General features: G+C 62.6%; 24 protein-coding genes. 13 read left to right on the top strand and 11 right to left on the bottom strand.

The features are described 5' to 3' along the window. Window positions 1-3 precede the first annotated feature (3 nt). The 5 genes from IB272_RS23050 to IB272_RS23030 all read right to left on the bottom strand — a co-directional run bounded on the left by IB272_RS23050 (window position 4) and on the right by IB272_RS23030 (window position 3,705). Window positions 4-816, bottom strand: a complete 813-nt coding sequence (locus tag IB272_RS23050) for a CbbQ/NirQ/NorQ/GpvN family protein (protein WP_060521135.1) — start codon at window positions 814-816, stop codon at window positions 4-6. Window positions 817-881: 65 nt separating this feature from the next. Further along, complete coding sequence (locus tag IB272_RS23045; protein ID WP_060521134.1) at window positions 882-2,228, bottom strand: nitric-oxide reductase large subunit; 1,347 nt, start codon at window positions 2,226-2,228, stop codon at window positions 882-884. Window positions 2,229-2,252: 24 nt separating this feature from the next. Beyond that, window positions 2,253-2,705 carry a cytochrome c gene (locus tag IB272_RS23040; RefSeq protein WP_034790599.1) on the bottom strand — a complete coding sequence of 151 codons (453 nt, stop codon included), beginning with the start codon at window positions 2,703-2,705 and terminating at the stop codon, window positions 2,253-2,255. Window positions 2,706-2,863: 158 nt separating this feature from the next. Next, entirely contained in the window at window positions 2,864-3,142 is a 279-nt protein-coding gene (locus tag IB272_RS23035) for a cytochrome C oxidase subunit IV family protein (RefSeq protein WP_034790601.1), read from the bottom strand. A 5-nt stretch (window positions 3,143-3,147) separates the two neighbouring features. Continuing rightward, window positions 3,148-3,705: a cytochrome c oxidase subunit 3 gene (locus IB272_RS23030; RefSeq protein WP_089044839.1), complete on the bottom strand. Its 558-nt coding sequence runs from the start codon at window positions 3,703-3,705 to the stop codon at window positions 3,148-3,150. Between the two features lie 122 nt (window positions 3,706-3,827). On the opposite strand from IB272_RS23030, the gene IB272_RS23025 reads away from it, so the two are divergent. The 3 genes from IB272_RS23025 (at window position 3,828) to IB272_RS23015 (ending at window position 5,190) form a co-directional block, all read left to right on the top strand. After that, complete coding sequence (locus IB272_RS23025) at window positions 3,828-3,983, top strand: hypothetical protein (protein ID WP_089044838.1); 156 nt, start codon at window positions 3,828-3,830, stop codon at window positions 3,981-3,983. A 78-nt stretch (window positions 3,984-4,061) separates the two neighbouring features. Then, on the top strand, window positions 4,062-4,490 hold the full coding sequence (locus tag IB272_RS23020) for a hemerythrin domain-containing protein (RefSeq protein WP_051659203.1): 429 nt from the start codon (window positions 4,062-4,064) through the stop codon (window positions 4,488-4,490). Between the two features lie 10 nt (window positions 4,491-4,500). Further along, window positions 4,501-5,190 (top strand): NnrU family protein, encoded by a 690-nt coding sequence (locus IB272_RS23015; protein ID WP_034790603.1) that lies wholly within the window; start codon window positions 4,501-4,503, stop codon window positions 5,188-5,190. A 1-nt stretch (window position 5,191) separates the two neighbouring features. On the opposite strand, the gene IB272_RS23010 is transcribed toward IB272_RS23015, so the two are convergent. Together IB272_RS23010 and IB272_RS23005 are read right to left on the bottom strand one after the other, a co-directional pair. Next, complete coding sequence (locus tag IB272_RS23010; protein WP_034790605.1) at window positions 5,192-5,782, bottom strand: UbiX family flavin prenyltransferase; 591 nt, start codon at window positions 5,780-5,782, stop codon at window positions 5,192-5,194. Then, complete coding sequence (locus tag IB272_RS23005) at window positions 5,779-7,290, bottom strand: UbiD family decarboxylase (protein ID WP_192445123.1); 1,512 nt, start codon at window positions 7,288-7,290, stop codon at window positions 5,779-5,781. Before IB272_RS23005 ends, IB272_RS23010 begins: the two co-directional genes overlap by 4 nt. A 115-nt stretch (window positions 7,291-7,405) precedes the next feature. Between IB272_RS23005 and IB272_RS23000 the strand changes: the two genes are divergently transcribed. From IB272_RS23000 to IB272_RS22990, 3 genes are read left to right on the top strand one after another with little or no spacing between them, the layout of a single operon-like run. Further along, window positions 7,406-7,924, top strand: coding sequence for an SCP2 sterol-binding domain-containing protein (locus tag IB272_RS23000; RefSeq protein WP_034790616.1), 519 nt, complete (start codon window positions 7,406-7,408; stop codon window positions 7,922-7,924). Further along, window positions 7,915-8,892 (top strand): peptidase U32 family protein, encoded by a 978-nt coding sequence (locus tag IB272_RS22995; protein ID WP_034790618.1) that lies wholly within the window; start codon window positions 7,915-7,917, stop codon window positions 8,890-8,892. The genes IB272_RS23000 and IB272_RS22995 overlap by 10 nt, the downstream gene beginning before the upstream one ends. A gap of 7 nt (window positions 8,893-8,899) precedes the next feature. Next, entirely contained in the window at window positions 8,900-9,826 is a 927-nt protein-coding gene (locus IB272_RS22990; protein ID WP_192445121.1) for a U32 family peptidase, read from the top strand. A gap of 68 nt (window positions 9,827-9,894) precedes the next feature. On the opposite strand, the gene IB272_RS22985 is transcribed toward IB272_RS22990, so the two are convergent. Then, complete coding sequence (locus tag IB272_RS22985) at window positions 9,895-10,818, bottom strand: LysR family transcriptional regulator (RefSeq protein WP_192445119.1); 924 nt, start codon at window positions 10,816-10,818, stop codon at window positions 9,895-9,897. Between the two features lie 113 nt (window positions 10,819-10,931). Between IB272_RS22985 and ilvD the strand changes: the two genes are divergently transcribed. Next, window positions 10,932-12,602 carry a dihydroxy-acid dehydratase gene (gene ilvD / locus IB272_RS22980; RefSeq protein ID WP_110819124.1) on the top strand — a complete coding sequence of 557 codons (1,671 nt, stop codon included), beginning with the start codon at window positions 10,932-10,934 and terminating at the stop codon, window positions 12,600-12,602. 77 nt (window positions 12,603-12,679) lie between these two features. Here the strand turns inward: ilvD and IB272_RS22975 are convergent, their stop codons facing one another. Both IB272_RS22975 and IB272_RS22970 read right to left on the bottom strand, forming a co-directional pair. After that, complete coding sequence (locus IB272_RS22975) at window positions 12,680-13,291, bottom strand: NUDIX domain-containing protein (protein WP_192445116.1); 612 nt, start codon at window positions 13,289-13,291, stop codon at window positions 12,680-12,682. 190 nt (window positions 13,292-13,481) lie between these two features. After that, window positions 13,482-14,468, bottom strand: coding sequence for a cyclase family protein (locus IB272_RS22970; RefSeq protein ID WP_060583494.1), 987 nt, complete (start codon window positions 14,466-14,468; stop codon window positions 13,482-13,484). Window positions 14,469-14,584: 116 nt separating this feature from the next. Here IB272_RS22970 and IB272_RS22965 point away from each other — a divergent pair, with 116 nt between their 5' ends. The 4 genes from IB272_RS22965 to IB272_RS22950 all read left to right on the top strand — a co-directional run bounded on the left by IB272_RS22965 (window position 14,585) and on the right by IB272_RS22950 (window position 19,136). Then, window positions 14,585-15,481 (top strand): LysR family transcriptional regulator, encoded by an 897-nt coding sequence (locus IB272_RS22965; RefSeq protein WP_060521125.1) that lies wholly within the window; start codon window positions 14,585-14,587, stop codon window positions 15,479-15,481. A 297-nt stretch (window positions 15,482-15,778) separates the two neighbouring features. Further along, complete coding sequence (locus IB272_RS22960) at window positions 15,779-16,981, top strand: HlyD family secretion protein (RefSeq protein WP_192445114.1); 1,203 nt, start codon at window positions 15,779-15,781, stop codon at window positions 16,979-16,981. A 49-nt stretch (window positions 16,982-17,030) separates the two neighbouring features. After that, window positions 17,031-18,644, top strand: coding sequence for a DHA2 family efflux MFS transporter permease subunit (locus IB272_RS22955; protein WP_246810405.1), 1,614 nt, complete (start codon window positions 17,031-17,033; stop codon window positions 18,642-18,644). Window positions 18,645-18,674: 30 nt separating this feature from the next. After that, window positions 18,675-19,136 carry a MaoC family dehydratase gene (locus tag IB272_RS22950; RefSeq protein ID WP_112976905.1) on the top strand — a complete coding sequence of 154 codons (462 nt, stop codon included), beginning with the start codon at window positions 18,675-18,677 and terminating at the stop codon, window positions 19,134-19,136. Between the two features lie 163 nt (window positions 19,137-19,299). Here IB272_RS22950 and IB272_RS35005 read toward each other — a convergent pair whose 3' ends face one another. After that, window positions 19,300-19,446, bottom strand: coding sequence for a hypothetical protein (locus IB272_RS35005; RefSeq protein WP_246802634.1), 147 nt, complete (start codon window positions 19,444-19,446; stop codon window positions 19,300-19,302). Here IB272_RS35005 and IB272_RS22945 point away from each other — a divergent pair. Both IB272_RS22945 and IB272_RS22940 read left to right on the top strand, forming a co-directional pair. Beyond that, window positions 19,438-20,838, top strand: a complete 1,401-nt coding sequence (locus tag IB272_RS22945) for an ATP-binding protein (protein WP_250806614.1) — start codon at window positions 19,438-19,440, stop codon at window positions 20,836-20,838. The genes IB272_RS35005 and IB272_RS22945 overlap by 9 nt on opposite strands. Continuing rightward, window positions 20,835-21,443: a response regulator gene (locus IB272_RS22940; protein WP_060529182.1), complete on the top strand. Its 609-nt coding sequence runs from the start codon at window positions 20,835-20,837 to the stop codon at window positions 21,441-21,443. Before IB272_RS22945 ends, IB272_RS22940 begins: the two co-directional genes overlap by 4 nt. Window positions 21,444-21,471 lie beyond the last annotated feature (28 nt).

The raw sequence follows: 21,471 nt of genomic DNA, 5'->3' as shown, positions 1-21,471 counted from the left end.
ACCTCAGGCGATCAGAGAACCGGCCACTTCGAGAAGTGCTGAGCGCACATCCGGTTCGTCGGTCAGAGGCTCGATCATCGCGGCCCGGACCGCATCCTTCACCGGCATTCCGGCATCAATCAGCGAGGCGCAATAGACGAGCAGCCGGGTCGACACGCCTTCTTCGAGATCATGCCCTTTCAGAGCGCGCAGGCGCTGCGCGAGGTTGACGAGCGGCGCCACCTGGCTCTCCAGCAGTCCGCTCTCTTGCGAAACGACTGAAATCTCGGCGTTGCGCGGCAGGAAATCGAACTCGATCGCCACGAAGCGCTGACGGGTGCTCGGCTTCAGGCTCTTCAAAAGGTTCTGGTAGCCGGGATTGTAGGACACGATCAGCATGAAGCTCGACGGTGCTTCGAGCAGTTCGCCGGTCCGTTCAAGCGGTAACATGCGGCGGTCGTCGGTCAGTGGATGCAGGACGACGGCGACGTCCTTGCGGGCTTCCACGATCTCGTCGAGATAGCAGACGCCGCCGTTGCGCACGGCCCGGGTCAGGGGGCCGTCGACCCAGACGGTGTCGCCACCCTTGAGCAGATAGCGACCGGTAAGGTCGGCGGCGGCCAGATCGTCATGGCAGGAAACGGTCGAAAGCGGCAGGCCGAGCTTCGCTGCCATGTGGCTGACGAAGCGGGTCTTGCCGCATCCTGTCGGTCCCTTCAAGAGCAGCGGCAGCTGTCGCACCCAGGCGCTTTCGAACAGCGCGCATTCATTGCCGGAGGGGCTGTAGGCGGGGATATCGAGCGCCGCGCGACTGACGGCAGATTGGACAGGGCTCATGGCAAGTCTCCATGCTGGGAATTCTTGGGGAGATGCCGGCGCGGCGAACCGCGCCGGCTGGTCGGTTATTCAGCGGGTTGGACGATGCCGGCGAGCTTCTCGCTGCGCTCGCGCCCGGGCACCAGAACGGCCCAGATGAACATCAGCGCCGAGATCAGGACGACGGCACCGGAACCGAGGCGGATCCAGTAGAACAGCGCCAGCTGGTCCTGGACGTCCATGTAGCTTTCGCCGAGCACGCGCTGCAGATGCGCCTGGAGAACACCGGCAAAGGTCAGCGCGAAGGTCATGACCGACATGGCGGTGCACATGATCCAGAAGCTCACCATCGACAGCCACTGGTTATAGGGCGCACGGCCGCGGATCTCCGGGATGGCATAGGCCATGACCGCGAGGTTCAGCATCACGTAGGCGCCGAAGAAGGCGAGGTGTCCATGGGCCGCGGTCACCTGAGTGCCGTGGGTATAGTAGTTCACCGAAGACAGCGTGTGCAGGAAGCCCCAGACGCCAGCGCCGAAGAAGGCCATGACCGAGCAGCCGATCGACCAGAGGAGGGCTGCGCGGTTCGGATGCTTGCGGCCGGCCTTCCAGGTCATCACGAAGGTGAAGACCACCATGGTGAAGAAGGGGGCCACTTCCAGCGTCGAGAACAGCGAACCGATCCACTGCCAGTAGCCCGGCGCGCCGATCCAGTAGTAGTGGTGGCCCGTGCCGAGGATGCCGGAGAAGAGCGCCAGGCCGACGATGACATAGAGCCATTTTTCGACGACCTCACGGTCGATGCCGTTGAGCTTGATCATCAGGAAGGCGAGCACCGATGCCATGATCAGTTCCCAGACGCCTTCGACCCAGAGATGGACGACGTACCACCAGTACATCTTGTCGAGCGCCAGGTTGATCGGATTGTAGAAAGCGAAGAGGAAGAAGATCGCGACACCCCAAAGCCCGAAGATCAGGATGTTGGTGACGGTCGTCTTGCGGCCTTTCAACACCGTCAGCGTGATGTTGTAGAGGAACATCAGCGCGACGATGACGATACCGACCTTGATCGCGAAGGGCTGCTCGAGGAACTCACGCCCCTCGTGGATGTGCATGAGGTAGCCGACGACGGCAATGGCAGCGGCGATCAGGAAGATCCAGAACTGCGCGATGGCGATCTTCGTGCTGTAGAGCTCGGTTTCTGCCTCTTCCGGCAGCAGGTAGTAGGTCGCGCCCATGAAGCCCATGAGCAGCCAGACGATCAGCGCGTTGGTGTGGACCATGCGCACGATGTTGAAGGGCAGGAGCTCGGAGAGCGTGTTGGGCAGGACGTAGATGGTGCCGGCAAGCACGCCGAACAGCACCTGGGCGAGAAACAGGCCAAGCGCTCCGTAGAAATAGAGCATCGCGACCTTTTGGGTTTGGTATTTCATGGTGTCACACTCCACTCGGTTCGCTTAACCTGCCTCGTTCGGCGGCCAGTTCTGGGTCTTGATGCGGCTCGTCCATTCGAGGAAGTCGGCGAGGTCGTTGAGTTCCTGTTCGGTGAGATTGAACTGCGGCATCTGCCGCCGTCCCTCGATGCCGGTCGGCTGGGCAGCCATCCAGGCCTTAAGCGTATCGCGGGCGCCATCCGGATCGGCCTCGCCGCCGAATCGCTTCCAGACGTTGCCGAGCTCGGGCGCGAAATAGGCGCCCTCGCCGAGAAGCGTGTGGCAGTTGATACAGGAGTTCTTTTCCCAGACGTGTTTGCCGCGGGCGACCGCATCGGTCAGCGTCGTTTCATCCGTCGAAGTCGTCCGCATGTAGTAGTGGCTGTGGGCGGTCAGCCCGACGAAGATTGCGAAGAAAAAGAAGGACCCGCCGTAAAAGACGTTACGGGCCCCGGTTTTGGTGAGGCGTTCTGCCATCACGTGGTCCTTTCGATTTCAGTTGGCCGCTGAGAGTGCGGCCGGCTGATCTGATCCCCTCCCCGTGCGGCGCAGCCGGCAACAATCGGGGCGACCTCATGTCTAGGGAAATCGGCGGCGGCTTCTTTGCGTTTCGGCAAACAAGTCCGCGGCTAGCCTCAGCTGATGAAAGCAGTGCTCAGGACCAGCTTCGCTGCAGCGACGAGGACGAGTGCTGCGGGCCAGATCAAAAGGCCAAGACGAAGGGCCGACGGCGCCTGCCGGAGCCCCATGAAATCGAGCGCGACGAACCGGCTTTTGACGATGGCGAGCCCGAGCAACACGACGATGACGAGGGTGGCCGGCCCGGCGACCGCCATCAGCGCCATGCCCGACATCACGGCTACGGCAAGCAGCAGCCAGGTCTTGAACAATTGTCTGGGATTGCGATCGGTCATGGCACTCACACGAGATAGACGAGCGGGAACATCACGATCCAGACCAGATCGATCACGTGCCAGAGCGTGGTGATCAGCTCGACATTGCCGGGTTTCGGTCGCCAGGCAACGATGATGAGCACGAAGGCACCGAAGACGACGTGCAGCAGATGGAAGCCCGTGACGAGAAAATAGAGCTCGAAGAAGGAGCCGAACTGAGGATCGCCGGCAACGCCGGCCTCGGCGCTATATTCGAAGAGCTTGATCCCCACGAAGGCGAAGCCGAAAAGTGCTGCATTCACCAGCGCCCGCCGACGCTGCTTAAGCGATGCACTCGGCCTCGTCGCCAAGGCCGCCTGCCAGCCGCTTGTCAAAAGAACAAGCGTGTTGATACCGGCAAGCAGCGGATCGAGATGCGAGCGGGCGGCGGCAAACGCGTCCGGCTGGAGAAGACCCACAATCAGGAAGCCGACAAGCAGAATACCGAACGCGGCAAGTTCACTCCAGACGAGCACCCAGAGCAGCAAGGCGTCCGTCGTATCCTCTTCCACCGTTGCGGCAATCGGATGACTGCGGGCATCCATGTCAGCGCCTCCGTTCAAAAAACATCGTTCGAGCTAGGCGCGAGCGCGCACCCTGTCTTTGCGATTGAGCAAAGAAGCCGGCAGGGGGCGGGGCTATTGGCTGACAACAAAGGAGCCTTCCGATGACAGACGCACAGATCGGCCTTTCCGTCGCCACCCCCATCATCATCGTCTTCGCCCTCGTGCTCTATCGCATGGGCGTGCTTCAGCGCGGCGCGACGCTGTCGGCGATCCTCTCCTCCGTTGCGATCGCCATCGTTCTGTTTCTCGATCGCTGATCTGCAGACTTTGAGAAATGTCAAAGAGGATCATTGCCGTCGGGTGTAGTTCGAACCAACACTCAACGGAGCAGATCGATGCAGCAGCAATTTTCAGAACATCACGAGCTGGGGCAGGCTTACCGCGAGCTTTTATCCCTGTGTGATCGCCTCGAGACGCTGGCCGATTCCATCCCGCGCCGCATCGACCTGACGAGCTGCCGCGTGATCCTGACGGAGCTGCCGGAAAAGCTCAGGCGCGTCCACGCGCTGGAGGAAATGATCCTGTTTCCAGCAGTCGAAATTCAGCGGGCAGACGACGGCCGTTACGCCTTGATCGCACGGCTGCGCGCCGAGCATGACCAGGACGATCGGGCAGCCGTCGAGCTGGTACGTGTGCTGAAGGCGGTTCTCGACAACAGGCCATCGCTCAGCTGGGATGCGATCGGCTACATGCTGCGGGGCTTCTTCGAAACTGTTCGCCGCCATGTCGCAACGGAGCGCCTGCTTCTCTGGCGCCATGCGTGAGACAACCGATATGACCTATTTTCTCCTCGCCTTCGCCGTCTTCCTGCTGCTCCATCTGGTGCCGGCCTGGCCGGCGTTACGCCAGGGCCTGATCGACCGGCTCGGTCGCTCGACCTATTTCGCGGTGTATTCGCTTCTTTCCGTGCTTGCTCTCGGCTTCGTCTTTCACGCGGCCCTTCAGCTCGATTTCATCCCGCTCTGGGAACCGGCGGCCTGGCAGGCCTGGGTAACCTTCGTGCTGGCGCCACTCGGCATCTTTCTCGTGCTGGCTGGCCTCTTCAGCGAAAACGCGCTGTCGATCTCCATCTATCAGGGAAACGAGCGGCCCGGCGCCATCGTAACGATCACCCGTCACCCGGTGCTCTGGGGCTTCCTGCTCTGGGCCGCCGGTCACATCGTGCCCAATGGCGACTTGCGCGCGCTGGTTCTTTTCGGCGGTTTCGCACTGTTTTCCGCCGGTGGCTTCTTGATGCTTGAAAAGCGTGCCCGCCGGCGTTTGGGTGACAACTGGCAAGCGGCCTCGAAGGGCACGTCAGTCTGGCCCTTTGCGGCCATCATTCGAGGCGAAACCCGTTTGCGCGCCGATCCCGTGATGATCATCGCCGCCTTTGCCACCGTCGCGATTGCCGTGTGGCTGCTGCTTGGCGGTCACGAGGTCCTGTTCGGCGCCGATCCGCTGCTTCAGGCCACCGTCTCCTAGATCACGATGATTTTTGGTCCTCACCCTGCCAGGCCATAGCCTGCGGGGTGATCGGCAGTGCCAGCAGGTCGATCGCTCGGGCCGCCAGATGGTCGACGATGGCCGAGACGCTCTCAGGCCGATGATAGAAGGCCGGCACCGGCGGCATGATAATCGCCCCCATTTCCGTGACGGCGCACATATTGCGCAGGTGACCGAGATGCAGCGGTGTCTCGCGTGCCATCAGCACCAGCCTGCGCCGCTCCTTCAGATGCACGTCGGCTGCCCGTACCACGAGGTTATCGGCCATGCCGGCAGAGATCGCCGCAAGTGAGCGCATGGAGCACGGCGCGACGATCATGCCGGCCGTCGAAAACGATCCGCTCGCAATCGCCGCGCCGATATCGGCGTGGTCATAGGTCCGCGCGGCCAGACGCAGCAGGGATGGAAGAGCGCCTGCGCCGACCTCATGCGCGAGCGTGCGGTGCGCCGCCGGCGACAGAACCAGATGCAGCTCGACGCTTTCGATTTCGCTGAGCCGCTCCGCGATGCGCACCGCAATCGCAGCACCCGAAGCCCCGGTGACACCGAGGACGATCTTCAACCGGTTCATCGGGTCAGCCCTCCAAGCCCGAGACCGGCCCAGATCGCATCGACCTGACCCACGACCTCCGGCGACATTTCGAGCACCCGCCCCCATTCACGGTCGGTCTCGGCGCCGATCTTGTTGGTGGCGTCGAGCCCGAGCTTGCCACCGAGGCCGGAGCGTGGCGACGCGAAGTCGAGATAGTCGATCGGCGTGCCCTCGATCACGGTCACGTCGCGGCTGGCATCGAAGCGGGTCGCAAGAGCCCACATTACGTCGGACCAGTTGCGCACGTCGATATCCGGGTCGACGGCGATGATCAGCTTGGTGTAGCTGAACTGCGGCAAGACAGACCAAAGCCCCATCATCACGCGCTTGGCCTGACCGGGATAACGCTTGTCGATCGCGACGACCATGGCTCTGTAGGAGCAGGCCTCCGGCGGCAACCAGAGATCGGATATCTCCGGAAACTGCTTGCGAACCAGTGGCACGAACAGCCTGTTCATCGCCTCTCCGAGCCGCGAAGGCTCGTCCGGCGGTCGGCCGGTATAGGTGGAAAGATAGAGCGGATTCCGACGCATGGTGATCGCCGACAGACGCATGACCGGGAACGGCTCCACCGAATTGTAATAGCCGGTATGGTCGCCATAGGGGCCCTCCTCCGCGGTCTTGCTCGCCGAGACCGTACCCTCGATCACGATCTCCGCATTGGCCGGCACTGAAAGTGGCACGGTCTTCGCCTTCACGAGTTGCGTCCTGCCGCGCCGAAGCAGGCCTGAGAAATTCAGCTCGCTCAGTCCGTCCGGCAGCGGCATGACCGCAGAAAGGATCGTCGCTGGGTCGGCACCGATGACGACCGCGATCGGCATGTCCTGACCCAGGCGTTGCCAGAGACGATGGTGGCGGGCGCCGCCGCGGTGGGCGAGCCAGCGCACGATGGCGCGATCGGGCCCTAGCACCTGCATGCGATAGATCCCGACATTGACATCGAACGGATCATCCGGCGCGCGCGTGATCACCAGTGGCCAGGTAATCAGCGGCGCCGGCTCTCCCGGCCAGCACCATTGAACCGGCAGGCGCCCAAGGTCGATTTCCTGATCGCGCCAGACGACCTCCTGACACAGCGCACGCGTTACCTTTCGTGGCCGCATATACATCGCCGATCGGAGCAGAGGCAGCCGATCCCAGGCGTCGCGCAGCGACTGCGGCGCTCTCGGATCGCGCAGGTCCGCAAGTTCACCCGCAAGCGCATCGAGCCCGCCCGGCGCCAGGCCGAAACCACGCTCGATCCGGCGTTCCGACCCGAAGAGATTGGTCAGAAGCGGGATCGGTTGTGCGGCGCCTGTCGCATCGACCGGCCGCTCGAAGAGAAGCGCCGGCCCGTCGGCGGCAAGCACGCGGCGGTGGATTTCGGTCACCTCATGCACCAGCGAAACCGGTCGCGAAATCCGCTTCAAATCGCCTTCGCGCTCGAGCGCGTCGATAAAATCCTGAAGCGTTGCAAAGCCCTTTGACGGGCGAAAGGTCCTGTTCATGGAGCCTGTTTGTGGCGGCGAATGGCCCTTGTCTTTGACGTGGCGCAAACAACGACCGGCAGCAGGCGACTAGCATGCGCCGCATCGTTCGATTCCGACGCTCCACAGGTAGCAAATGACACTTCCGCTCGCGATCACCGCCCCCCTTAGCTTCGTTCCCATCGTCGCCATCGAAAGCGTGGTGCAGCGCGTCTTTGCCCATGTGATCGCGAGCCATCCGGGCCTCTTCGACCGTCTCGCGGATCATGCAGCCAAGCGCTACGCCTTCCAGCCGTCTGACCTGCCGATCGGCTTCCTTGTCGAACCGGCCGTGCCGCGCATCTCCGTACATCGCAAGGAGCGCACGCCGGTTTCCGATGCCTGCATGGAAGGCGAGCTCGTACTGCTCTTGGCGCTGCTCGAGGGCCGCATCGACGGCGACGCCGTGTTCTTTTCGCGCGATCTTGCCGTCAGCGGCGACATGGAGGCGATGCTGGCGCTGCGCAACGCACTCGACGACTGCGAGATCGACCTTCCAAGCGATCTCGCTGACATGGCCGGACCGCTGGCCCCGCTCGTGCGCCGCGCGGGAGAAAAGATCCGCGAACGTGCGCTTGGCCGCGTTCTCAAGGAGGAGGCTCCCCAATGGAACTGATCTGCCCCGCCGGCACGCCAGCTGCCTTCCGCGAAGCCGTCGATGCCGGTGCCGACGCGGTCTATTGCGGCTTTCGCGACGAGACGAACGCCCGCAATTTTCCGGGGTTGAACTTCTCGCGCGACGAACTCCGAACGGCAATTGCCTATGCCAAGCAGCGCAGGGTGATGACCTTTGTTGCGATCAACACCTTCATGCGCGCCGGCCAGGAGACGCTCTGGCATCAGGCGGTGGATGACGCCGTGGCACTTGGTGCCGATGCCGTCATCCTCGCGGATTTCGGCCTGATGGCTTATACGGTGGAACGCCATCCGCAGCAGCGGCTGCACGTTTCCGTCCAGGCCTCGGCCTCGAATGCCGACGCCGTGCGCTTCCTCGTCGAGACCTTCGCGGCAAAACGCGTTGTGTTGCCGCGCACCCTGACGATCGCCGACATCGCTCGCCTTGCCAAACAGATCGATTGCGAGATCGAGGTCTTTGCCTTCGGCGGCCTCTGTGTCATGGCCGAGGGGCGCTGTTCGCTCTCTTCCTACGCCACGGGCAAGTCGCCCAACATGAACGGTGTCTGCTCGCCCGCAAGCCACGTGCGCTATCGCCAGGACGGACGCGAGCTGGTGTCCGAGCTCGGCGATTACACTATCAACCGCTTCCCGGCGGGCGAAGCCGCTGGCTATCCGACGCTCTGCAAGGGGCGCTTCGACATTGCGGAGGACCGCGGCTACGCCTTCGAGGACCCGGTTTCACTCGACGTCATGGACCATATCGATGCCCTGCGCAGCGCCGGCGTCAGCGCGCTGAAGATCGAGGGCCGGCAGCGCGGCAAGGCCTATGTCGCCGAGGTCGTGTCAGTGATGCGGCGGGCGCTGACCGCCAGCGCCACCGAGCGGCCCGCATTGGTGTCGCGGCTGAAGGCGCTCAGCGAAGGCCAGAAGACGACAACAGGCGCCTACGAAAAGCGCTGGAGGTAATCGGCCCATGACCATATCGACAAGCCCATCCAAGCCCGTCCTGAGCCTCGGCCCGGTCTACTATCTCTGGGATGGCCCCAAATGGCGCGATTTCTATTTCCGCATCGCTGACGAAGCGCCGATCGCCCACGTCACGATCGGCGAGGCCGTCTGCTCGAAGCGGCTGCATTTCATCGAGCCCCATGTCGGCGAGGTCATCGAACGGCTGGAGAATGCCGGCAAGCAGGTGAGCCTCGCCTCGCTCGCGCTGGTGACGCTGGAACGTGAAAGCCAGTTGGTGCGCGGGCTGGTGCGTGACAGCGCCCATCCGATCGAGGTCAATGACCTATCCGCGCTGCACCTGCTTGCCGGCAAGCCGCATTCTATCGGGCCGCTGGTCAACGTCTATAACGGCGCGACTGCCCGGCTCTTGGCCTCGAGGGGCGCGATGAGCATCTGTCTGCCGCCAGAACTGCCGATGACGTCGGTGCGCGGCATTATCGAGGAAAGTCCGGGGGTCGCCTTCGAGGTCTTCGCGTTCGGCCGCGTACCGCTGGCGATTTCGGCGCGTTGCGCCCATGCCCGCTCCAAGGGGCTGATCAAGGACAATTGCCAGTTCATCTGCGGCGAAGACCCTGACGGCCTGACCGTCGAGACCCTCGACAGCCAGCCTTTTCTGGCGCTGAACGGCGTACAGACCATGTCGCACACCTGCCAGGTGCTGCTGCAGGAACTGCCAGAGCTTGCCGCCGCCGGCGTTTCCCGCGTTCGGCTGTCGCCGCAGGATTGCGACATGGCGGCCGTGGCCCGCATCTTCGACGATGTCATCGCCGGGCGATGCTGGCCACGTGAAGCACAGGCGGATCTTTGTGGCGTTTACCCAAACAGGCCGTTTTCCAATGGTTTCCACCACGGTCAGACAGGAGCGGCATGGATATCCGCCGAAGCAAGTTAGCGAGGTGAGGAGGCGCATACATCGCCTCGCATTTGCGAATTGCGTCCTTCGCAGGATCCACCTGTCGGTTATAGCGCTTGCGCAGGCTGATGAACCGACGCATTGGCGACAGCGAGAAAGTTTGCGCATGCCGCGTTCCGATCATTGGTGCGCCAAAGCAAGCCAGTTTCAACTGTCGGGACGCGCCCGGAAAGCGGCAGATAGGTCACCCCGTCTCGCTGCAGCCTGGTCATGGACTGCGGAACCAGTGCGACACCCATCCCGGAGCCCACCAGTCCGATGATCGTCTGCATCTGTATAGCCTCCTGGAAGACGGAGAAGGCTGAGCGATGCTCGGCGAAGTAGCCCGAAACAAGGTCGTGAAAGATCGGCGCGGACCGCCGTGGAAAGAGGATCAGTGGCGCGGCGAAGAACGCGGCAGGTTCGAGTATCCCCTCGCAGAAGCCGTCGCGCCCTTCGTCTATCCAGGATGACGGGACCGCGGCAATCAGCGGTTCGCGAAGGATCGGGCGATAGCTCAGGGTTTGGCTCAGCGAACTGGATGGCGGAGCGATGACGATGCCGACATCGACTTCGCTCCTCAGCACGGCATCGATCTGCACGTCGCTTGTCGCTTCGCGCAGAGAGAGCTCGACGTTTGGATAGGCAGCCCGAAAGCGAGCGACGGCTGCTGGCAGCAGGCTATAGTCGACAGTACTGACGAAGGACAGGCGCAGGAGCCCCATTTCGCCGCGTGCAAGCTTTCTCGCGATATCAGGCAGCGCTGTCGCCTCTGCCAGAACGCGTCGGGCATGCACAAACCATTGCTCGCCGACGGGCGTGAGTTTCACCTCGCGTTTGGTGCGATCGAAAAGCCGCAATCCGAGTTCTCTTTCCAGCGCCTGGATCGCTTGACTGAGCGGCGGTTGCGTCATGTTGAGGCGTTCGGCGGCGCGGCCGAAATGAAGTTCCTCGGCAACCGCCACGAACTGGCGAATCTGTCTCAGGTCCATGTTGCTCATTAATATGTTTAGCGACCTAAATTGGCGTCAGAAATATATTTCACAACTCTTTTGCGCGCCAGTAGGTTGGTCTCGATTTCGGGAGGCCAATTCGGGAGGCCAAGATGCACAACCAACGATCCAGACAGATTACAGAAGGCGTCGCCCGTTCGCCGAACCGGGCAATGTATTATGCGCTCGGATACAAGAAGGCCGATTTCGCCAAGCCGATGATTGGTATTGCCAATGGCCACTCGACGATCACGCCCTGCAATGCCGGGCTGCAGCCACTCGCGGACGCGGCCGTAACCGCGATCAAGGCTGCTGGAGCTAACCCACAGATATTCGGGACGCCGACGATTTCGGACGGCATGTCCATGGGAACAGAGGGCATGAAATACTCCCTCGTCTCGCGTGAGGTGATTGCCGACTGCGTCGAGACGACGGTGCAGGGTCAATGGATGGACGGCGTTCTGGTGCTCGGCGGCTGCGACAAGAACATGCCGGGCGGCATGATCGGCATTCTCCGCGCCAATGTCCCGGCCATCTATGTCTATGGCGGCACGATAAAGCCCGGTCTCTGGAAGGGGCAGAGCCTCTCGGTCGTTTCGGCATTCGAGGCCGTCGGCGCCTACATGGCAGGCCAGATGAGCGCGGAGGATTTCGAAGGCATAGAGCGAAATGCCTGTCCGACGACCGGATCCTGCGGCGGCATGTACACGGCCAACACGATGAGTTCCTCGTTTGAAGCCCTGGGCATGTCCCTGCTCTACTCGTCGAACATGGCCAATCCCGACCGGGAGAAGATCGACAGCACCGTCGAATCGGCACGCGTCCTGGTGGATGCCGTGAAGAAGGGCATCAGGCCGCGCGACATCGTCACGCGGCAATCGATTGAAAACGCAATCACACTCGTCATGGCGACGGGTGGCTCGACGAACGCCGTGCTGCACTACCTGGCGATCGCGCATGCGGCTGAGGTCGACTGGACGTTGGAGGATTTCGAGCGCGTGCGTCGCCAGGTTCCGGTGATCTGCGACCTGAAGCCGTCCGGCCGCTATATGGCCGTCGACCTTCACAAGGCCGGTGGCGTGCCGCAGGTACTGAAACTCCTGTTGAACGCGGGCCTGCTCTACGGTGATTGTCTTACGATAACCGGCAGGACAATCGGAGAGGAACTCTCGCACGTGCCGGATAGGCCCACCGCAGAGCAGGAGGTCATCCGGCCGCTCAGTGCACCGCTTTATCGCGAAGGACATCTCGCGATCCTCAATGGCAATCTCGCTGAAGGCGGGGCGGTCGCGAAGATCAGCGGGCTCAAGCGCCCCGTCATGACCGGTCCGGCGCGGGTCTTTGAGGACGAGCAGTCCGCCATGGATGCCATTCTCTCCGACACAATAAGGCCAGGTGATATCCTCGTCCTTCGTTATCTCGGCCCGAAAGGCGGACCGGGCATGCCGGAAATGCTCGCTCCCACATCGGCGATCATCGGGCGCGGTCTCGGCGAGAGCGTCGGCCTTGTCACCGACGGGCGGTTTTCCGGTGGCACATGGGGCATGGTCGTCGGCCATGTCTCCCCGGAAGCGTTCGAAGGCGGAACGATCGCCCTCGTCGAGGATGGTGACCAGATCACGATCGACGCTGGCAAGCGGCTCCTGCAGCTTAACCTGCCGGTAGACGAGATCGCCCGACGGCGGGCGTTGTGGCTCCAGCCTGCGCCGCGTTATCGGCGGGGCGTGCTGGCAAAGTATGCGGCCCTGGTGCGCCCGGCCAGCGAAGGTGCGGTCACCGGCTGACGTCGCGGAGCATTTTCGACAGCCGTCGGAAAACCGGGTTATCGACGCCGACCCAGAGGCGGTTGGACGCCGCAGCCTCAATCTGCAACGCCGCCGACCGGTACTCGGTTGGAGAACAGGTTCAAGGCGGCGTACTGCAGAAGCATGATCGTCTTGCCATCGCAGATGGCGCCAGAGCGGATCATGGCAAGCGCCTCGTCTATGCCAAGTTCGAGAACTGCGATATCCTCGCCTTCGTCTTCGTTACCGCCGCCTTGGGATGTGCGGTCGCCGGGCTGGTACTCGCCAACGAAGAAATGCAGGCGCTCGGTCACCGAGCCTGGGCTCATGAAGGCGTCGAACACCTGTCGCACGTCGCGCACGCGAAAGCCCGTCTCCTCCTCCGTTTCCGCGCGGATGCGCGCTTCCGGTTCGGCGTTGTCGAGCAGTCCCGCCGGCGCCTCGACGAGCAGGTCATCATGGCCGTTGACGAAGGCTGGGTAGCGAAACTGTCGGGTCAGGATCACGGTGCGGCGGACCAGATCGTAGAGCAGGATCGTCGCGCCGTTGCCGCGATCGTAGGTTTCCCGTGACTGCCGCTGCCAGCTCCCGTCGCCGCGCAGAAAGGAAAAGGTGGTTTTCTTCAGGACGTACCAATCATCCGAGAGAATAGTGACGTCTTCCACTTGAATTCGGTGCGCAATGCTCATGCTGCCCTCCATTGATAATGGTTGTGATGCGGTCCAGTAATTTCGTGCACGTTCGTGCAATGTCAAGATTTTTCGTGTACGGACGTCGCCATGCGGCAGGGATATCGGGCGGCGTTTGTTGCGGAAACGGCGAGTGCCGCGGGCGCAATCCCGCGGCACTCGCGTCAGTCGATGGCCTAACGGCATCCGCCTATCGCAACGGGAAGGCGACCGGCCGGATCGGAGCTGCGTCGGCGCCACGGAACTTCAACGACGCACCAACGAAGGCGAACTCGTAGACCCTGTCCTTGGACAGTTGTTCGAGATTGATGAGCTCGATGATCGGAGCGCCTTGCTGCGCGAGCAGGTAGGTGTGAACGGGAATGTAGTTGTTTTCCGTTTCGGCCGGGAAGGCTTCGAAGCTCAGGTTATCTGCGCCCACCACCATGGCGCCGCCGTCCTCGACGAGGAACTTTGCCGCGTCGATGCTGAGGCCGGGAGGGTTGCTCATATAGGCGGACTTGTCTTCGTAGTTCTGCATGCGACCCGTGCGGATCAAGGCGACATCGCCCTCCGCCAGCGTCACGCCCTGGCTTTTCAGCGCGTCTTCGAGATCCTTGCGCGTGATCCGGTAGTTGTCGGGCAGCATCTGCATGCCTTTGGCTGCCGCGACGTCGATCATCACGCCGCGCGCGACGATCGGCGGCAGCTTTTCGGCGCCGGTGATGGTCCAACCCTGGTCCCCGAGGTGATCGGCAGCGGCATAGCCATTCCAGATCTTGCCGTTCAGGCCGAAGTGATTGAGCGCGTCAATGTGGGTACCCATGTGGGCATACATAGAAACCGCCGAGCCGGTGTAGCTGACATGGGCGTTCATCTCCTTGCCGACCTTCATCGGATCGGAGACCAGAGTGCCATTCGGCGTGTGCGTCATCCACATCTGGTAGGGCGGGTCCCCGGCCGCCTCCCAGCTGGGCATGCCGATGAAATACTCGACCGCGAGGTCGTAGGACTTGCTCCCCTCGATCCGCGACAAAATGGCGGCGCGGGAATCCGGCGTGATGAGGTTGAGGCGCCCGATCTCGTCCTTCGGCCCCCACGGGCTCTTGCCGACCTCCTGCGCGAAGGCCGGGCCGCCGACGAGGCTGGCGACGAGAGAAGCGACCAAGACACGCTCGAGGACTGCGGTGTTGAACATGATGAACTCCTTCTTCTGGTCTTCCCGCGATATCAGGAAGCTGGGCTCACCTTATTGCTGGCGCTGAAGAGAATAATCAGCGATGAATTGAAAATATAATTTACTCTGGAGAAAATATGGATCTGCTGGCCGCCATGCGTTCGTTCCGCCGCGTCATCGAACTTCAGAGCTTCAACAAGGCGGCGGAGGAGCTCGGACAGTCGAACGCGTCGATCAGCAAGCAGGTCCGGCAACTGGAAGAACGGCTCGGGGCCGTGCTCATCGTGCGCACGACCCGGCGCATGAGCCTGTCGGAAAACGGACGCGCCTATTTTTCCGAATGCTGCCGGCTTCTCGACGAGCTCGATCATCTGGAGCGCACCACCTCCGGCGAGGCAGGCGAGATCAACGGCCGGCTCCGGCTCAATGCGCCTCTCTCCTTCGGATTGACCGTGCTTGCGCCGATGCTCGCGCGCTTCATGACACTTCATCCGCAATTGAAGGTCGACATGACGCTCGACGACCACGTGCTCGACGTCGTTTCGGAAGGCTTTGACGTTTCCATCCGGGTGCGTGCGGCTCTGACGGATTCATCGCTGATCGCCCGGCGGCTCGGCGACATTGGCCAAGTCATCTGCGCCGCCCCGGCCTATCTCGCAGACAATGGCACGCCCGCGACCGTTGCCGATCTCAAGAGCCACCATTGCCTCACCTATCGCCTGGCCGACCAGCCCGGCAGCTGGAGGCTGGAAGGGCCTGACGGCGCCGTCATGATCGACCTGCCGGCACGTTTCGTCGCCGACAACAGCCTGATGCTCAGCGAAATGATTCAGGCGGGCATCGGCATTGGCGTGTTGCCCTCCTTCATCGCCACGCCGTTGCTTGCCGAGGGCAAGCTCTGCCAGGTGCTGCCTGGTCACAAGCTCGCCGAACGCGGCATCTACGCGGTCTATCCTACCAATCGGCTGTTGCTGCCGAAGGTGAAGGCCTTCACCGAGTTTCTGGCAAGCGAGATGCGACAGGCCGGGCTTTAAGGGCTCGGCGTGACAAATACCTCAGAACCGGGTCGTGAGGTTCACGCGGAATATGCGCCCCGGTAGCCGCATTGAGATAGCGGTCATGTTCGGCCAACTGAAGATGGCGCGGGCGCCGTCGATCGCGAACGCCTCGTAATCATGTTACCTGGGTGACAGCTCAGATTATGGAACGGCCAAACTTTCCAAATTCGTTTGACAGCAATCGGCGGCGCGAATATTTTGGAAAGCATAAAGTTTCCTTATTTGGCCAACCGTTCATTTCGACGCGCGCCGCACCGGTGAAAGGAACCGGAAATGAGCCAGCAGTCATTCAGCATCGAAAATGCCCAGCCTATGAAAACGATGGAGGCCGTGCCCGGCGTGGAGGCACAGCGGACGCTGCCTGTCATCCCGACTGTGATCGCCACGAACGCTATCGGAACCCGCAGGCGCTGGCTTCGCAATGTGCTTTTCGCATCCGTTGCCATCGCCGCCGTCGCCGGCGCGACCGATTTCGGTTGGGCCTACTGGACGACGGGTCGCTTCGAGGTGTCGACCGACGACGCCTATGTGAAGGCCGATAGCACGACCATTGCCCCAAAGGTCTCGGGCCATATCGCCGAGGTGCTGGTCACCGACAACCAGCAGGTCAAGGCCGGACAGGTTCTCGCCCGCATCGACGATCGGGACTTCACAGTCAGCCTCGAACAGACCAGGGCCGGCGTCGAAGCCGCCGAGGCCAATATCGCAAACAAGCAATCGGCTCTCATCGCACAGCAATCCGTGATCGATTCGGCCAAGGCGACGGTCGAGGCCGACAAGGCCGACCAAACCTTCGCCGAGCAGGACGACAGGCGCTATTCGGAGCTCGCAAGGCAAGGCTTCGGTACCCTGCAGAACGCGCAACAGGCGGCCTCACGCATTGCCGCCGCAAGGGCCGCGGTGACGCGCGACACGGCAGCGCTCGCAAGCGTGGTCAAGCAGCTCGACGTGATCAAAGCCGAAGTCGCACAAGCAAAGGCCGCGCTTGACAGCGCGAAGGCGGCCGATCATCAGGCCGAGCTCAACCTCTCCTACACCGCGCTCGCAGCACCGATCGACGGCGTGATCGGCAACCGCACCTTGCGCGTCGGTCAATATGTGCAGGCCGGGACACAGCTGATGGCAGTCGTGCCCACGCACGCGGCCTACATCGTTGCCAACCTCAAGGAAACACAGCTTGCCGATGTCGTTCCCGGCCAGACCGTGGCGATAGAGGTGGACACCTTCCCGGGCCAGGTCTTCGAGGGCCACGTCGACAGCATCTCGCCGGCAAGCGGCCAGGAATTTGCGCTGCTGCCGCCCGACAATGCGACGGGAAACTTCACCAAGGTGGTGCAGCGCATCCCCGTCAAGATCGTGATCAATCGCGACAGTCCGCACGACGTGGTGCTGCGGCCCGGCATGTCCGTCTACCCGACGATCGACACCCGAACCGCAGGAACAGCGGTCGCCGCCGTGTCGGCAAGCATAAACTGAAGGACGCTCAGGCGCCGTTCCCAGCTTTAAGGGTTGGCAGGAGGATGCAATGTCCACCACCACGATGCCCATGGTTTCGCCCGGCGTGCGTGAGCCCGCAGCAACGTCGCCCGACAAGGCAAGTGCGACGGCCTGGATTTCCGTTCTTGCCGGCCTGATCGGCGCCTTCATGGCGATCCTCAACATCCAGATCACCAACGCCTCACTGCTCGATATCGAAGGCGGCATCGGTACCGGCGTCGACAACGGCGCCTGGATATCGACCTCGTATCTCATCGGCGAAATCGTCGTGATCCCGCTCACCGATTATTTGAGCCGCGTGTTCTCGTTCCGGCGCTACATGCTGGCGAACGCCGTCCTGTTTCCGCTGTTTTCGGCGGCCTGTGCGTTTGCCCATGATCTAGGCTCGATGATTGCGCTGCGCGGTCTGCAGGGTTTTGCCGGCGGCGTGCTCATTCCGATGGCCTTCACCATGGTGTTGACCCGCCTGCCCAAAGCGCAGCAGCCGCTCGGCCTGGCGCTGTTTGCGCTCTCCGTTACCTTCGCCCCGGCGATTGGCCCGACGATCGGCGGCTATCTCACCGAGAATTATGGCTGGCAGTCGATCTTTTTCGTCAACGCCCCGCCGAGCCTGGTGATGGTAATTGCGCTCTACTTCACCCTTGAGAAGAAGCCGATGCAATTGTCCCTGCTCAAGGAGGGCGATTGGGCCGGCATTATTACCATGGCCATCGGCCTTTCGGCGCTGCAGACGGTTTTGGAGGAAGGCAACAAGGACGACTGGTTCCAATCGCCGTTCATCGTCAAGCTCGCTTTGACGGCGGCCGTGTTCCTGATCGCCTTCATCATCATAGAGCTCAAGGTCGAAAAGCCGCTGGTGCAATTGCGCCTGCTCAAGCAGCGCAATTTCGGGGTCGGCGTTCTCGTCAACGTGCTTGTCGGCGTCGCCCTGTTCGGCACGGTCTACATCCTGCCGCAGTATCTCGGCCAGGTGCAGCGCTACAATGCCGAGCAGATTGGCCTCGTGCTTGCCTGGACCGGGCTGCCGCAGCTTCTCATCATCCCGCTCGTGCCGGCGCTGATGAAGCGGTTCGACGTGCGCTATATCGGCTTCGTTGGCATCAGCATCTTCGCGGCCAGCTGTTTCATGAATACGACGCTGTCGCTCGACAGCGCCGGCGACCAGTTCTTCATCCCGAATATCGTACGCGCCATCGGTCAGGCGCTGGTGCTGACGCCGATCACGGTGATCACCACCGCCGGCATCGCTCCAAGCGATGCGGCAGCCGCCTCGGGCCTGTCGAACATGCTGCGCAATCTCGGCGGCGCCGTCGGCACGGCCACCCTTGCGACGGTGCTGACCAAGCGTGAGCAGTTTCACTCGAACATCATCGGCCAGTCGGTGACCGTCTATCGCGACGAAGTCCGCGACCGGATCGGCGATCTGACGCGGCATTTCATGGCGCATGGCGTCACCGATGCCGCCGTCGCACAGCACAAGGCGATCGCCGTGATCGGTGCTACGGTTCGCCGGCAGGCGCTGATCCTCGGTTTCAGTGATACCTTCGCGGTGATCGGGATCGTGCTGGCGCTTGCAGCCATCGCGCTGCTCTTCACCCGCAAGATCCAACTCGGCGGCGCCGGCGCGGGTGGCGCACACTAATTCGAAGATACGATGGAAGGAGGAAGGCCCATGCAAGGTTCCAGACCGGGTGGTCTCTATCTGGAGGATCTTCACGTCGGACAACGCTTTACCAGCGCGACGCATACGGTCGACGAGGCGCAGATCAAGACTTTTGCCGCACAGTTTGACCCGCAGCCGTTTCATCTGGACGAGGCGGCCGCCAGTGACACGCTCTTCAAGGGCCTGGTCGCAAGCGGGTGGCACACGGCGGCGATCACGATGCGGCTGAACGTGGAGACCGGCCTGCCTTTCGCCGGTGGCCTCATCGGCGCGGGCGGAGACATCACTTGGCCGGCCCCGACGCGGCCCGGCGATACCCTGCGTGTCGAAAGCGAGGTGGTCGAGATCATTCCCTCGCGCTCGAAACCGGACCGCGGCATCGCCGTCGTCGTCAGCCAGACAATCAACCAGCGCAACGAGGTCGTGCAGATCCTCAAGGCGAAGCTCGTGATCGTGCGAAAGCCGAGCTGAAACGGCCGGCCGTGCTTGGCGATCCTTCGGGGTAGCGCCGCGCGACGCGCTCTGGATTTTCTGTCGTCGGGACCGTATTTTCCCCGGCAGGCGCCCCGCGCAGCCGGACAGCAGCAATGGAAGGCTGTGCAAGAAAGCCTGCAAATGACAAGAATGATCAATGTTACCGAACAACCGTCCGTTTCTTGAACGACCCTTTTTTCTTGCTGCCCTTTGGTGTCTCCTCCTGCTTGTCGGGGCCGTGGCCCTCGGCGCTCGTGAGCGACAGTCCCTCGTTGCCGAACTGGAGCAGGAAAGTACCGTGCTCCATGGGCTGGCCTCCCAGCGCGCCGATCAGCACGATGCCCATTTGACGGCGCTTTCGGCCGTGGCGGTTGCGTCCGAAGGGCGCCGGCACGATCTCTTCCTGGATGTCGCGCGCACGATTACCCGCTTCTATCCGCGCATTGATGAAGTCCAGCTTGTCTCGCTTGATCCGGAGACAGAGACGATCGGGACCGGTCCGCTGGATGCGGCGACGGCCAAGCGCATTCGTGCGGCGGCCAAAGCTTCCGACGGCCGGATTGCGCTTCTGCCGCATCCGCAGCGCCCCGATCATTACATGATGGTCAAGCGCAGCCCCAACACGAACGAGGCGCGCTACGGGTTGATGCTCGCCATCGATGCCGGCAAGCTGATCGGCGATGGCGGGCCTTTCTGGTCCCGATCGAGCACGGCCGTCCGGCTTTCGCTGCCGGACGGGCACAATCTGCTTCAGCCGGCCACGCTGCCCAATGCCATCCGCTTCTCCAGGCCGCTCAGCAGCGCGTCACAACCGCTCTTGCTCGAAACCGGTATGGATATCGGTCTCTCCGATATGTTTCCGCCCCTACAGACTGGCCTGACGTTCGTCGCCCTGACGCTCGCCTATCTCGCAGGCTTGGCGGCCTTGCGCCAACGGGCGCGAACCCGCGCGGCGGAACAGCAGGCACGGCTGAGCGCGCTCGATTCGCGGCTTAGCCATGCCTCACGGGTCAATGCGCTTGGAGAGATGGCAAGCGGCATGGCCCACGAGTTGACCCAACCCTTGACCGCGATCCTCGCGCAGGCTCAAGCCGGGCGTCGCCTCCTCAACCAGGGAAACCAGGCGGCGCTCGCCTCCGTGCTCGACGATACCGTCAGTCAGGCGCGCCGGGCTTCCGGTATTCTGGAGCGGTTCCGCAACTGGTCGCAGCCGAATGCGGTACCTGTGAGTGCATTCGACCTGCGCCGAGCGCTCGGCAATGTCGAGGCGCTGCTGGAGCAGGACGCCCGGTCCCGCAGCATCCTGCTGGAGTTCCACCTGCCGGAAACGCCGGTGATCGTGACAGGCGACCCGGTCGAAATCGAGCAGGTAGCCTTCAATCTGGTGCGTAATGCGATGGAAGCACTTGACGGTCACGCAGGCGAAGCGCCCGGCGTGGTCGTGACCTTGAGGCAAGAAGATTCCATGGTGGTTTTCGATGTCGTCGACAATGGCCCAGGTATTCCCGAAGCCTTGCGCCCGCGCCTTTTCACCCCGTTCATGACGACGCGGGCGGGGGGCACGGGACTTGGCCTCGCCCTCAGCCAACGCCTGGTGGAACGCGTCGGCGGCGAGATTACATTGGTGGCCGGCGACGAGGGCGCCACCTTCCGGGTGACACTGCCCAAGGCGCGAGCCCGTCTGGAAGAGACACAATGACCGTTCCCGTCTATCTCGTCGACGACGACGATGCGGTCCGCCGCGCGCTCGGCCTGCTGCTCTCGACGGTCGGCATCAAGGTCATCCCCTTCGCCGATCCGCAGGCTTTTCTCGGGCAATTGTCGCGCCTTGAGCCGGGTTGCCTGATCCTCGACATCCGCATGCCGGCGATCTCCGGGCTGAAGCTGCAGGAAAAGCTCCGCGAAAATGGCGTGGACTGGCCGACAATCGTCATTTCCGGCCATGGCGATATCGAAGCTTGCCGGCGCGCCTTCCGCAACGGCGCCATCGACTTTCTCTCCAAGCCCATAGACGAAGAGGACCTGATCGACGCGATCCACAAGGGGCAGGAAATACTGGTGCGTACGATGCAGGCACGGGCGGAAAAGGCGGAAACTCTTGCTCTGTTGGCAGCGCTCACGCAGCGTGAGCGCGAGGTTCTCGATCGCATCGCTGCAGGTTTCACCACCCGCCAGATCGCCGAGGGGCTCGGCCTCTCGCCGCGAACGGTGGAAAGCCATCGCGCGGCGATCGGCGCCAAGCTCGGCAGCACCTCGCAGGCGGAGTTGACCCGCATCTGGCTCGAAGGGACGCAAACTCCGTAGAACTACGGATGGTGATGGAAGAGCTACG

Source organism: Ensifer sp. ENS08, from assembly GCF_014852195.1.
GTDB lineage: Bacteria > Pseudomonadota > Alphaproteobacteria > Rhizobiales > Rhizobiaceae > Ensifer > Ensifer adhaerens.
Note: the sequence above shows the minus strand (reverse complement) of the source record. Positions and strands in the feature narration are given on the sequence as shown.

Excerpts from the sequence above, each read along its gene's own strand:
- IB272_RS23050 (WP_060521135.1), bottom strand. The coding sequence starts at position 816 with ATGAGCCCTGTCCAATCTGCCGTCAGTCGCGCGGCGCTCGATATCCCC.
- IB272_RS23045 (WP_060521134.1), bottom strand. The coding sequence starts at position 2,228 with ATGAAATACCAAACCCAAAAGGTCGCGATGCTCTATTTCTACGGAGCG.
- IB272_RS23040 (WP_034790599.1), bottom strand. The coding sequence starts at position 2,705 with ATGGCAGAACGCCTCACCAAAACCGGGGCCCGTAACGTCTTTTACGGC.
- IB272_RS23035 (WP_034790601.1), bottom strand. The coding sequence starts at position 3,142 with ATGACCGATCGCAATCCCAGACAATTGTTCAAGACCTGGCTGCTGCTT.
- IB272_RS23030 (WP_089044839.1), bottom strand. The coding sequence starts at position 3,705 with ATGGATGCCCGCAGTCATCCGATTGCCGCAACGGTGGAAGAGGATACG.
- IB272_RS23025 (WP_089044838.1), top strand. The coding sequence starts at position 3,828 with ATGACAGACGCACAGATCGGCCTTTCCGTCGCCACCCCCATCATCATC.
- IB272_RS23020 (WP_051659203.1), top strand. The coding sequence starts at position 4,062 with ATGCAGCAGCAATTTTCAGAACATCACGAGCTGGGGCAGGCTTACCGC.
- IB272_RS23015 (WP_034790603.1), top strand. The coding sequence starts at position 4,501 with ATGACCTATTTTCTCCTCGCCTTCGCCGTCTTCCTGCTGCTCCATCTG.
- IB272_RS23010 (WP_034790605.1), bottom strand. The coding sequence starts at position 5,782 with ATGAACCGGTTGAAGATCGTCCTCGGTGTCACCGGGGCTTCGGGTGCT.
- IB272_RS23005 (WP_192445123.1), bottom strand. The coding sequence starts at position 7,290 with ATGAACAGGACCTTTCGCCCGTCAAAGGGCTTTGCAACGCTTCAGGAT.
- IB272_RS23000 (WP_034790616.1), top strand. The coding sequence starts at position 7,406 with ATGACACTTCCGCTCGCGATCACCGCCCCCCTTAGCTTCGTTCCCATC.
- IB272_RS22995 (WP_034790618.1), top strand. The coding sequence starts at position 7,915 with ATGGAACTGATCTGCCCCGCCGGCACGCCAGCTGCCTTCCGCGAAGCC.
- IB272_RS22990 (WP_192445121.1), top strand. The coding sequence starts at position 8,900 with ATGACCATATCGACAAGCCCATCCAAGCCCGTCCTGAGCCTCGGCCCG.
- IB272_RS22985 (WP_192445119.1), bottom strand. The coding sequence starts at position 10,818 with ATGGACCTGAGACAGATTCGCCAGTTCGTGGCGGTTGCCGAGGAACTT.
- ilvD (WP_110819124.1), top strand. The coding sequence starts at position 10,932 with ATGCACAACCAACGATCCAGACAGATTACAGAAGGCGTCGCCCGTTCG.
- IB272_RS22975 (WP_192445116.1), bottom strand. The coding sequence starts at position 13,291 with ATGAGCATTGCGCACCGAATTCAAGTGGAAGACGTCACTATTCTCTCG.
- IB272_RS22970 (WP_060583494.1), bottom strand. The coding sequence starts at position 14,468 with ATGTTCAACACCGCAGTCCTCGAGCGTGTCTTGGTCGCTTCTCTCGTC.
- IB272_RS22965 (WP_060521125.1), top strand. The coding sequence starts at position 14,585 with ATGGATCTGCTGGCCGCCATGCGTTCGTTCCGCCGCGTCATCGAACTT.
- IB272_RS22960 (WP_192445114.1), top strand. The coding sequence starts at position 15,779 with ATGAGCCAGCAGTCATTCAGCATCGAAAATGCCCAGCCTATGAAAACG.
- IB272_RS22955 (WP_246810405.1), top strand. The coding sequence starts at position 17,031 with ATGTCCACCACCACGATGCCCATGGTTTCGCCCGGCGTGCGTGAGCCC.
- IB272_RS22950 (WP_112976905.1), top strand. The coding sequence starts at position 18,675 with ATGCAAGGTTCCAGACCGGGTGGTCTCTATCTGGAGGATCTTCACGTC.
- IB272_RS35005 (WP_246802634.1), bottom strand. The coding sequence starts at position 19,446 with ATGGAGCACGGTACTTTCCTGCTCCAGTTCGGCAACGAGGGACTGTCG.
- IB272_RS22940 (WP_060529182.1), top strand. The coding sequence starts at position 20,835 with ATGACCGTTCCCGTCTATCTCGTCGACGACGACGATGCGGTCCGCCGC.